This is a genomic window from Pseudescherichia sp., assembly GCF_031998825.1.
In the GTDB taxonomy this organism is placed as follows: Bacteria; Pseudomonadota; Gammaproteobacteria; order Enterobacterales; family Enterobacteriaceae; genus Pseudescherichia.
This window is the reverse complement of sequence record NZ_DAMACX010000088.1, coordinates 1-7,327: the sequence shown is the minus strand read 5'-3', so window position 1 is coordinate 7,327 and position 7,327 is coordinate 1. Positions and strand designations below refer to the sequence as shown.

At 54.2% G+C, this 7,327-nt stretch carries 7 protein-coding genes and 1 pseudogene; 4 read left to right on the top strand and 4 right to left on the bottom strand.

From position 1 onward, the window contains the following. Positions 1–185: 185 nt before the first annotated feature. Positions 186–917: a DNA polymerase III subunit epsilon gene (gene dnaQ / locus RTP97_RS20855; RefSeq protein WP_312417020.1), complete on the bottom strand. Its 732-nt coding sequence runs from the start codon at positions 915–917 to the stop codon at positions 186–188. On the opposite strand from dnaQ, the pseudogene rnhA reads away from it, so the two are divergent. Beyond that, positions 871–1,448 (top strand): annotated as a pseudogene (rnhA, locus tag RTP97_RS20850) (ribonuclease HI). The gene dnaQ and the pseudogene rnhA sit on opposite strands and share 47 nt — an antisense overlap. On the opposite strand, the gene RTP97_RS20845 reads toward rnhA, so the two are convergent. After that, positions 1,449–2,165 (bottom strand): class I SAM-dependent methyltransferase, encoded by a 717-nt coding sequence (locus tag RTP97_RS20845; RefSeq protein ID WP_312417017.1) that lies wholly within the window; start codon positions 2,163–2,165, stop codon positions 1,449–1,451. A gap of 33 nt (positions 2,166–2,198) precedes the next feature. Here RTP97_RS20845 and gloB point away from each other — a divergent pair, with 33 nt between their 5' ends. Together gloB and mltD are read left to right on the top strand one after the other, a co-directional pair. Next, positions 2,199–2,954, top strand: coding sequence for a hydroxyacylglutathione hydrolase (gene gloB, locus RTP97_RS20840; protein WP_312417015.1), 756 nt, complete (start codon positions 2,199–2,201; stop codon positions 2,952–2,954). A 73-nt stretch (positions 2,955–3,027) separates the two neighbouring features. Beyond that, the gene (gene mltD / locus RTP97_RS20835; RefSeq protein WP_312417013.1) at positions 3,028–4,395 is read left to right on the top strand and encodes a murein transglycosylase D; all 1,368 of its coding nucleotides are present in this window, start codon (positions 3,028–3,030) and stop codon (positions 4,393–4,395) included. Positions 4,396–4,463: 68 nt separating this feature from the next. Here the strand turns inward: mltD and RTP97_RS20830 are convergent, their stop codons facing one another. Further along, positions 4,464–5,231 (bottom strand): class I SAM-dependent methyltransferase, encoded by a 768-nt coding sequence (locus RTP97_RS20830; RefSeq protein ID WP_312417010.1) that lies wholly within the window; start codon positions 5,229–5,231, stop codon positions 4,464–4,466. A gap of 76 nt (positions 5,232–5,307) precedes the next feature. Next, entirely contained in the window at positions 5,308–6,108 is an 801-nt protein-coding gene (locus tag RTP97_RS20825; protein ID WP_312417007.1) for an endonuclease/exonuclease/phosphatase family protein, read from the bottom strand. A gap of 196 nt (positions 6,109–6,304) precedes the next feature. Between RTP97_RS20825 and yafC the strand changes: the two genes are divergently transcribed. After that, complete coding sequence (gene yafC, locus RTP97_RS20820) at positions 6,305–7,204, top strand: DNA-binding transcriptional regulator YafC (protein WP_312417004.1); 900 nt, start codon at positions 6,305–6,307, stop codon at positions 7,202–7,204. The last annotated feature ends 123 nt before the right edge of the window (positions 7,205–7,327 follow it).

Sequence of the window (7,327 nt, the reverse complement as noted above, 5' to 3'; positions counted from 1 at the left end):
CCGCGACCCCCTGCGTGACAGGCAGGTATTCTAACCGACTGAACTACCGCTCCGCGTTGTGTTCCCTTGGGAACGAGGCGAATATTACGTACTGCCGCGCACGCCGTCAACGCTTTTTCATAGGATTTGATGCGTTTGCTGCAAAAATCGCCCGCAAGCTGTTTTTATCGACAAAACAAGGCGTTTCAGGCCCGCCACAGGCAGGATCCCCCCTTCTTCTGCACCAGATCGAGACGCGATTCATGGGCCACTACCTCTTCATCGCTGGCTAACACCACGCGAAGCGAATTTGCCCGGCGCACAACGCGCTGAATGGTCGCTTCTCCCTGCGCCTGCTGATTTTCCCCCTCAACGGAGAAGGCCATTGAGGTCTGCCCACCCGTCATCATCAAGAAGACGTCGGCGAGGATCTGGGCATCGAGCAGTGCGCCGTGCAGCGTTCGCTTGCTGTTATCGATCTCATAGCGTGAGCAGAGCGCATCAAGACTGTTGCGCTTGCCGGGGAACATCTTTCTGGCCATCGCCAGGCTGTCGGTCACCTTACAGAAGGTATCCGTTTTAGGAATGCCCCGGTTCAGCTTGCTGAACTCATAGTCCATAAAGCCGATATCAAACGATGCGTTATGGATCACCAGCTCAGCGCCGCGAATATAGTCGATAAACTCATCGGCAACGTCGCTGAAGAGCGGCTTATCCAGCAAAAACTCATCTGCAATTCCATGCACGCCGAAGGCTTCCGGATCCACCAGCCGATCCGGCTTGAGGTAGACGTGGAAGTTATTGCCGGTCAAACGGCGGTTGATCACCTCTACCGCGCCGATTTCAATAATCTTATGTCCTTCATAGTGGGCACCGATCTGGTTCATACCGGTGGTTTCCGTATCAAGGACGATCTGTCGTGTAATTGCAGTGCTCATAGCGGTCATTTATGTCAGACTTGTCGTTTTACGTCGATTTCAACTACAGGAAGTCTACCAGAGATGCTCAAACAGGTAGAAATTTTCACCGATGGATCTTGCTTAGGTAACCCAGGACCAGGCGGCTACGGCGCTATTTTACGCTATCAACAGCATGAAAGAACCTTCAGCGAAGGATATCGTCTCACGACCAACAACCGGATGGAGCTGATGGCGGCCATCGTCTCTCTTGAGGCGTTGAAAGAGCACTGCGAAGTGGTGCTGAGCACCGACAGTCAGTACGTCCGCCAGGGGATCACCCAGTGGATCCACAACTGGAAAAAGCGCGGCTGGAAGACGGCCGATAAGAAACCGGTAAAGAACGTCGATCTCTGGAAGCGACTGGATGCGGCGCTCAGCCAGCACCAGATCCGCTGGGAGTGGGTTAAAGGCCACGCGGGCCATCCGGAAAACGAACGCTGCGACGAGCTGGCCCGCAGCGCAGCGATGAATCCTACCCAGGAAGATGTCGGTTACCAGCCAGAGAGCTAATCAGGGTTTACGGTACTGCCGCGTGGCACCCACCGCCTGAGGCACGCGCGCCTTCGCCTTGCTCTGCCTCGCTGGATTGAGCGTCAGGGGAATGGTGCGTTTGCGGGCGACGATAAGCTGCATACAGCCCAGCGCGGGCAGATGGGTGCTCAGCACCTTTCCCCCCTGGCGCGTCCAGGGCAGCACCTGAAAACCGCTATGATGCACTACCTCGAAGTTGAGCAGCGCCAGCCAGTCGAGCTGGCGCATCATCGTAAACATCCGGCTGCGGTAGACCGCTGACCGACGTTTGATTGGCAGCACCTTGCGTAATCCAAGCAGGCTAACGGGATTAAACCCGCTTAATATCAGCCAGCCATCATCAATCAACACGCGATCGGCTTCATTTAGCAGGCGATGCGGATCCTGGCACCAGCTAAGCGTATGCGCCAGCAGACAGGCATCGACGGATTTATTCTCAAAGGGCAGATGCAGCGGATCGGCTCTAACCTGCGCAGGCTCCCCACGTAATGAAACGTTAACCTGATGCGAGATAGCGCAGCTTTCGGCATTGATTTCCGCGCTGAGATTGCCAATCTTAAGCAGGTGAAATCCGTAAATCTTTGCGAACCAGGGCTTAAGCTGCTGCTCCAGCGCCTCGCGGTAGTATTCGCCACGGGAAAACTCAGCCCAGTGGGCGGGTGCTGAGAACGTTCGAGGTGTCCTTGCCGGTTTCATCACAACCTTCCGCTACGCTTTGAGAGGTATTATATGAATCTTAACAGTATTTCCGCATTTCAGGATAACTACATCTGGGTGTTAAGCAATGACGAAGGTCACTGTGTGATTGTCGATCCGGGCGAAGCGGCTCCGGTGCTTCATGCTATTGAAGAAAACCAGTGGCAACCCCAGGCGATCCTGCTCACCCATCACCATCACGATCACGTTGGCGGCGTGAAAGAACTGCGCCAGCGGTTCCCGGACGTAGTGGTATATGGCCCACAAGAGACACAAGATAAAGGGGCAACGAAATGCGTAGTCGAGGGCGATAAGCTCATTCTTTTGGGCGACGAATTTTCTGTTATTGCAACGCCGGGTCATACGCTGGGTCATGTTTCTTACTACACAATTCCTTACCTTTTTTGCGGCGACACGCTGTTCTCAGGCGGTTGCGGCAGACTTTTCGAAGGAACAGCGGATCAGATGTATCAATCATTTCAGAAAATTAACGCGCTTCCGCCGGAAACGGTCATTTGTTGCGCCCATGAATACACATTAGCGAATATGAAGTTTGCCCAGCATATTCTGCCCAACGACCCGGCTATTGAGGATTATCTTAATAAAGTGAAGCAGTTACGCACAAAAAGTCAAACAACGCTGCCCGTAACGCTGGAAAATGAGCGTCGTATTAATGTTTTTCTCCGTACTGAAGATCCTGATTTGATTAGTGTTATTGATAAAGAAACAAAATTGCAACAGCCTAATACGCGTTTTGCATGGTTGAGGTCAAAGAAAGACGCATTCTGAAATTTCATACTTGTCATCTGGATCCTTCGCCGTTATGATTGCTCGTCTTTTAAGCAACTATTGACTCACACACATGAAGGCACAAGCGATCTTACTCGCCTCTGTCCTGCTTGTGGGTTGCCAGGCGTCGAATCACGATGGCAACGTACAACAGCACGCACAGAGCCTTTCTGCAGCTAGTCAAGGGGAAGCAGGTAAGTTTACAAGTCAGGCGCGGTGGATGGACGATGGAACATCCCTCGCGCAGGATCAGGACTTGTGGGCTGCCATTAGCGACGAGCTGAAGATGGGAATTCCGGAAAACGACCGGATTCGCGAACAAAAGCAGAAGTATTTAAGAAACAAGAGCTATCTCCACGATGTAACTTTACGGGCAGAGCCGTATATGTACTGGATAGCAGGGCAAGTTAAGAAACGTAACATGCCCATGGAACTGGTACTACTACCCATAGTGGAGAGCGCTTTTAACCCGCACGCGACGTCTGGCGCCAATGCCGCAGGCATTTGGCAGATCATTCCGAGCACGGGGCGCAACTACGGTTTGAAACAGACTCGCACTTACGATGCGCGTCGTGACGTTGTGGCATCTACCACCGCCGCACTCGACATGATGCAGCGTCTTAACCGTATGTTTGACGGCGACTGGCTGTTAACGGTCGCTGCCTATAACAGCGGCGAAGGGCGTGTCATGAAGGCAATGAAAGCGAATAAATCGCGGGGTAAACCTACCGATTTCTGGTCGCTGTCACTGCCTCAGGAAACGAAAATTTACGTGCCTAAAATGCTGGCTTTGAGCGATATTCTCAAAAACAGCAAGCGCTACGGTGTGCGTCTGCCTACGCCTGACGATAGCCGCGCGCTGGCACGTGTCCGGCTCAACAGCCCGGTTGGCATGAGCCAGCTGGCTGATATGGCTGGCATGCCGGTAAGCAAGCTAAAAACCTTTAACGCTGGCGTTAAGGGCTCGACGCTCGGCTCAGGTGGACCGCAGTATGTAATGGTGCCGCAGAAGCATGCAGACCAGCTGCGTGAATCACTGGCCTCGGGTGAGATCGCTGCCGTACAGCCTACGCTGATGGCGGATAACACCCCGTTGACCAGCAAGAGCTATAAGGTACGTTCTGGCGATACGCTGTCCGGTATTGCTTCACGCCTCGGCGTGAGCGCTAAGGACCTCCAGCAGTGGAACAGCCTGCGCGGATCAACCCTGAAGGTGGGCCAGAGCCTGACCGTTGGTGCGGGCAGCAGCGCACAGCGTCTTGCCAGCAACAGCGATAGCGTTAAGTATCGCGTGCGTAAAGGCGATTCGCTGTCCAGTATTGCGAAAGATTACGGCGTAAATATTAAGGATGTTATGCGCTGGAATGACGATACGGATAACTTACAGCCAGGCGATCAGCTGACGCTGTTTGTGAAGAACAACGCCACGCCAGACTCTTGATCATCGAACCGTTTCATATAAAAAAGCACCGTTTCCCCCGGTGCTTTTTTTATTGCTTTTTGCCGATATTAGCGCTTTTTCGCCTCAATAAACACCGTATCGCTGGTGAACGACCCGTCAGCCTGTAACTCGAAGTAGGCTTTTACCGCCTGCGATGCACTCTCCTGATAGAGCCGAATTGCCTTGCTCAGCGCATCAGGCGTACGCATCCTCGCGATCCAGGAGGAGAACTCCAGCACCAGACGATCGGTAACTAAATCGCATGTTATCAATCCCGCCTCATTAACCTGTGTCAGCCACTCACCGCTTGAGTAGTTTTGTACGTGAGAGGTATCGCGCAGGGCTTCAACCGTCTGCAACCAGATATCACGAACCGGCTCACCGGTTGACATCACATCCATCAGGAATACCGTTCCGCCCGGCTTCAGCACGCGTTTAATCTCGCGCAGCGCCAGGCCAAGATCCTGCCAATGGTGCGCTGAATAGCGGCTAATCACCACATCAAAGGTGCTGTCGGCGAAGGGTAAGCTCTCCGCATAGCCCTGTTGGGTATTGATATTGGTTAAGCCTTTCTCTTTTGCCGCTGAGGCCACGACGCCCAGCATATCGCTGGAGAGATCGTATGCCGTCACCTGCTCTACCGCTGTGGCGGCAGTAAAGCTGGCATGCCCTCCCCCGCAGCCGACGTCCAGAACATGGGCCTGAGGGAAGCGTTGGAGGCGTTCGCGCAGCCGCTCTAAATCACGGCCTGCGGCATGCACAGCGCTGGTTAAGTAGGCGCTGGCCTGGGAGCCAAACTGATCTTCGACGTTATCATGATGGGATTTTGCTGCCATTGTGCTGTCCTTTTAGTTAAGTGAGAAAGAGGGCAGCACCCGTTTAGGCCTGCCCTACGGCAGACCTGACGCACCACTACTTATCAGGTTTGCCGGGACTGAATTCAACGAGTAGCGGGTTGTGATCGGAGGCGCGCGTGACCAGCACCGAGGCTTCGTTCACGTTGAGACCACGATAGAAGATAAAATCAAGCGGACGGCCAAACGCCCGGCGGCGGTTGTCATCCGTAAAGCGTACCTGGCGCAGGGACATCTCCCGGGAGAAACGGTAAAGCGCATTCATCCGCGGACGGCTCCAGGCATTGAAATCGCCAGCCATGATCACCGGGCCGTTATGCTGGGCGATCTGATCGCCAATAGGCAGCAGCTGCTTGCTGTAGACATCAACCCCCAGGCTAAAGTTAACCGCGTGCACGTTAACGACCATCAGCAGCCGTCCGTCAGGCAGAGGGTAGACCGTCACCAGGGCGGACTTTGCCAGCCGCAGGATGGGCTCACGCTCGCGCAGCGGGCAGCAGTAGACCGGATGGGCCGACGCCAGCGTCATGACGCCAGAGGGGTGCTGAGGCAGCACAAACGCCGGAACCTGATCTGCCGCCAGATAGTTAGTGGTTGCAAACCGGATAAGCTCAGGCGTGGTTTGTGCCTCCTGCAACAGCACGAGATGAGCATCTTTACCAAAGCTTTGCAGCACCGACTGCCACTCCGCGCGCTGCTGCTTGAAAATATTCCACACCAGGACGCGAATGTTCTCTTCTTCACTCAGCGGCGCGCCTGGAGGTGATGCCTGGCCAATACTCGCGAATGACCCGGGCGGCAGGATCCGCTCGGCGGGCTGTCCTGCGATATAGCGCATGGCATGGGTATGTTTTCGCACTTTCGGCTTTTTACCTCTGTAACCTGTTTACCCTGGATACCAGGGCCACTCCTTCTGTTATAGGGATTTTAGCGCACACTTTCAACGCTGCCTGGAAAAACAGTTACTTTGATAAGGGAGTGACACCCGGCGCAGACGCGTGGTTAAATAACAATAGGCGATAAAATACGGATAAAATTTTGCTACGGGTGCAAAAATGAAGGCAACATCAGAAGAGCTGGCTATATTTGTCGCCGTGGTAGAGAGCGGAAGCTTTAGCCGTGCCGCTGAGCAGCTTGGACAGGCCAATTCGGCCATTAGCCGAGCGGTAAAGAAGCTGGAGACCAAGCTGGGCGTCAGCTTGCTTAACCGCACTACGCGCCATTTAAGCCTGACCGAAGAGGGTGAGCGCTATTTCCGTCGCGTGCAGCTTATTCTGCAGGAGATGGCGGCGGCAGAAAACGAGGTGATGGAGCATCAGCACACGCCACGCGGCCTGCTGCGTATCGATGCAGCCACACCGGTTGTGCTGCATTTTTTAATGCCGATGATTAAGCCGTTTCGTGAGCGTTACCCGGAGATGACCCTCTCGCTGGTCTCATCGGAGACCTTTATTAATCTGATCGAGCGGAAAGTGGACGTCGCTATACGCGTTGGCACGCTGACGGACTCCAGCCTACGCGCCCGCCCGCTGTTTAAAAGCTCCCGCAGGATGATCGCCTCCCCTGCCTATCTGGCTAAATACGGTACGCCGCAGAGCGTAGACGATCTTAAACATCACACCTGCCTGGGCTTCACTGAGCCTGTGTCGCTTAATACCTGGCCGATAGCCTGTGAGGATGGTCAGCTATATGAAATCAACAGCGGCATATCATCTAACAGCGGCGAAACGCTGAAGTATCTCTGTCTTTCCGGCAACGGTATTGCCTGCCTGTCTGACTATATGACGGACAGTGAGATTGCCACCGGCGAACTGGTCGAGGTACTGGCGGATAAACGCCTGCCGGTTGAGATGCCCTTTAGCGCGGTCTACTATAGTGACAGAGCAGTCAGCACGCGTATTCGTGCCTTCGTCGACTTTCTTAGCGAGTATGTGAAGCAGCGTCAGCAGCCGTGAGGCTGGCGTTTGCGTGATAAATAGCAGGCAAAAAAAAACCGTATCTCGTGAGAGATACGGCTTCTTAAAATAAGTGGCGGAACGGACGGGACTCGAACCCGCGACCCCCTGCGTGACAGGCAG